The 3,685-nt window shown below is 67.2% G+C and carries 3 protein-coding genes; 2 read left to right on the forward strand and 1 reads right to left on the reverse strand.

The window, feature by feature from the left end; genetic code table 11:
• Nucleotides 1-20 precede the first annotated feature (20 nt).
• On the forward strand, nt 21-2,387 hold the full coding sequence (locus tag ACFVH2_RS18660; protein WP_378426047.1) for an amino acid permease: 2,367 nt from the start codon (nt 21-23) through the stop codon (nt 2,385-2,387).
• Between the two features lie 78 nt (nt 2,388-2,465).
• Here the strand turns inward: ACFVH2_RS18660 and ACFVH2_RS18665 are convergent, their stop codons facing one another.
• Nucleotides 2,466-2,804 (reverse strand): RNA polymerase-binding protein RbpA, encoded by a 339-nt coding sequence (locus tag ACFVH2_RS18665; RefSeq protein ID WP_142100533.1) that lies wholly within the window; start codon nt 2,802-2,804, stop codon nt 2,466-2,468.
• Between the two features lie 383 nt (nt 2,805-3,187).
• Between ACFVH2_RS18665 and ACFVH2_RS18670 the strand changes: the two genes are divergently transcribed.
• Nucleotides 3,188-3,520, forward strand: coding sequence for a hypothetical protein (locus ACFVH2_RS18670; protein WP_378426045.1), 333 nt, complete (start codon nt 3,188-3,190; stop codon nt 3,518-3,520).
• Nucleotides 3,521-3,685: the final 165 nt, after the last annotated feature.

Raw genomic sequence — 3,685 nt, forward strand, 5'->3', positions numbered from 1 at the left:
CGCGGGGTCACGATGACCTGGTGACCCCGAACGATGGTTCCACCAGGCAGTCGGACCACCTGCCCGAGTCGATCGGCTACGCGTTCAAGCGGCTCTTCCTCGGCAAACCCCTGATCACCGAGAAGCTCAAGACGGAGCGGCTGTCGAACCCGGTCGCCCTGGGCGTGCTCTCCCCGGACGCGATCTCCTCGTCCGCATACGGCACCGAGGAAATCCTGATCGAACTGCTGCCCTACGCCGGGCTGGCCGCGTTCACGCTGCTGCTGCCGATCACCGGGGTGATCCTGCTGATCCTCGTCCTGGTCGCGGCGTCATACCGGCAGGTCGTGATGGCGTACACGAGGGCGGGCGGGTCGTACATCGTGGCGCGGGAGAACTTCGGGCCGCGGGTCGCACAGATCGCGGCCGCCGCCCTGCTCATCGACTACGTGGTGACGGTCGCCGTTCAGGCCGCGGCCGGTACCGTCGCGGTCGCGTCGGCGATTCCCGGGCTGGGGCCGTACAGCCTCGAGATCACCGTCGGCATCGTCGTGTTCATGTGCTACGTCAACCTGCGAGGCCTGCGCGAGGCGGGCCGGCCGTTCGCGATACCCACCTACTTCTTCTCGATCATGATCGGCCTGATGATCGTCGTCGGCGTGGTTCGGGAAATCCTCTGGGGGCTACCGAAGTACGACGCGATGAACATCGCGGGTGCGGTCGAGATCCACCAGGGCAACGGCTTGGTGATGGGCGCGACGATCCTGGTTCTGTTGCGCGCCTTCGCGAACGGCGGATCCTCGCTGACCGGTGTCGAGGCGATCTCCAACACCGTCAGCTTCTTCCGCAAACCGGAGGGGCCGAACGCCCGCCGCGTGCTCACCGTGATGGCGTGCATCCTCGGCTTCCTGGTCGCGGGGGTCTCGTACCTGGCGCACGCCACCCACGCGACGCCCTACGCGGCGGGCTACCCGTCCGTGCTGTCGGAGGTGGCCCGCACCGTCTTCGGCCACAGCCCGCTGGGCAACGTCCTGTACGTGCTGGTCCAGGTGTCCACCGCCGCCATCCTCTTCACCGGCGCGAACACCAGCTTCAACGGCTTCCCGGCGCTGGCGAACTTCGTTGCCGAGGACCGGTTCCTGCCCCGGCAACTGACAAAGCGCGGTCACCGACTGGTGTTCTCCAACGGCATCATCGCGCTGACCGTGCTCTCGGTGGCGTTGCTCATCGGGACCGGGGGATCCGTCAACGCACTGGTCCCGTTCTACGCGATCGGCGTGTTCACCGGGTTCTCGATGGCGGGGTACGGGATGACCAAACACCATCTGAGGCTGCGGGAACCCGGCTGGCGGTACAAGCTCGCGATCAACCTGTCCGCGGGCATCCTCTCCACCATCGTGGTGGGCATCTTCGCCGTCGCCAAGTTCACCGAGGGCGCCTGGCTGGTGGTCGTGGTGTTCCCGGTGCTGGTATTCGTCCTGATGCGGCTCAACCGCGAGTACCGGGCCGAGGCCGCGATCCTCGAGGAGTTCCGCACCGAGCGGGCCGAGCAGGTCAACTACGCCCGGCACCGGGTGTTCGTCCTGGTGAACTCGGTCGATCTCGCCGTCCTCGAAGCCCTACGGTACGGGCGTGGCCTCGACGCGGACAGCGTGACGGCCGTGCACTTCATGGTCGACGCGGCGCAGGCGGAGCGGCTCCGCAAACGCTGGGACCACTTCGAACTTGCCACCCCCCTCAAGATCATCGACTGTCCGGACCGCCGAGTCCCGCACGCCGCGCAGCACGAAGTTCTGGTGGCACTCGCGCAGTACCCGAACACCCATGTCACCCTTCTGCTGCCGCGGCGCAGTTACGCCCCGCTGCTCGGCCGACTGTTGCACGACCGCACCGCGGACAAGGTCGCGCGGGCGGTCAGCCGGATCCCGCACGCCGCGGCCACCATCGTCCCGTTCGACGTGCAGTCCCAGATCCGGCAGGCCTTCCCCGACCTGTTCGAGGAACGCGTCACGCGCCGGATCGAGAAGATCCAGGCCCGTATCGCGGGCGACGACCAGTCCCGCATCGACGCCTACGACCGTCCGGAGACACCACCAGCCGCGATCGCGGTGACGGGGCTCATCGCCGGGCAGCGCGCGACCGTCGAGGGGCGGGTCCAGGAGGTCCGTGACACCACCGCCGGCACCGCGACCGCGGTGGAGATCGAGATCCGGGACAGCACCGGCGCGCTGCGGGTCAAGTTCACGCCGACCCACGGCGGCGAGGACATTGTGCCGGGTCAGCTGCTGAGAGTGACCGGCAAGGCTCGGGCGTCCGGGAACATGCCGATCCACATGGTCGATCCGACCTACAAGATCGTCGAAATGCCGGACGGTTCGGTGACCACCGACACGAAGACGACCCCGTGACAGCACGATGCCCCGGAGGGCGGTCCCTCCGGGGCAACGTGCGCTGAACTCGACGGGCGTCGGTAGACGCCGGCTCCGCTACGCTCCGCGGCGCTTGGTCTTCAGCAGGTCGAGGCGCTCCTTGAGCAGCTCCTCGAGCTCCTCCACCGAACGACGCTCGAGCAGCATGTCCCAGTGCGTGCGCGGCGGCTTGACCTTCTTGACCTCGGGCGCCGCGCCCTCGAGCAGGGTGCCCTCGAGACCGTTCTTGCACAGCCAGGTACCGGGAATCTCGGCCTCGTCGGCGAACGGGACGTCGAACTCCTCGCCGTTGTCGCAGCGGTAGCGCGCCATCCGACGGGGGGCCAGGTCGTGGTCGCGATCCGTCTCGTAGCTCACCGCTCCGAGCCGGCTCCCTCGAAGTACGCGATCTGCCATGGTGGTGTCCTCTCCTCGGCTGCCCTACACAAAAGCTTGTTCACACGCGAGCGCGCCGGGTTCGGCGGACCGAGCGTTCCCACTCGTCTACAACGACACGGGCACCCGATTGGTTCCCGCGCCCAACCGGTTGCGGCGCCCGACGCAGACTCAACTCTTCCATCTTACTCGGTCGTGCAGACCGCACCGAACACCGCTCACCGGCCGGCAGCTCGCGAAACAGCACGTCACCTCGGCGCAGATGCGGTGCGGAGGGTGGCCGAAGTCCACCCCAAGGGTGCCTGTGCAGACGATCCGCGATCGGGAATTCTCGTGGAATGCACACACCAACGGCACTGGCCAGGGGAGACCCTCACCGTCAGGCACACAGTAGGGTGACTGACGTGGCTGGCACCTCTCGCAGACCGGAATCGTGCGTGTGGTGTGGCCGCCAGGTCCCCGACATCGGAATCGGCAGGCGGCGACGCTACTGTCGGCAGTCCTGCCGGCAGCGGGCGTACGAACAGCGCGCAGCCGTCCGGGGCACGTCGATCGCACCCGACTCGATGGTGCTGACCGCAGTCGAGGCGAAGGCCGTGATGGACCGCATGTTCGAGGTTCGATGTGCGGCCGAGGATGTGGCGACCGCCGCGAGCGAGGGCGCCACGCCGGACGAGATCGCGACGCTGTGCGACACCCTGGTTCGACTCGCCCACGAGGCCGAGCGCTTCCGCTGACACCGAGTCTTCCGAAACTGGCGGCTATTTCGCCGATCTCGCTAACGAAGCGAGTCGTGGTATCGATAAAAGTGAAGACGGCACCGGCACGTCCCGATACCCTGAAAAGGCAGCCCGCAACACGCCGATGGTGAACCGTAACTGTCTCTATGCGTGAGGATTAAG

The sequence above is a fragment of the Rhodococcus sp. NPDC127527 genome, from assembly GCF_042672245.1.
GTDB lineage: Bacteria > Actinomycetota > Actinomycetes > Mycobacteriales > Mycobacteriaceae > Rhodococcus_G.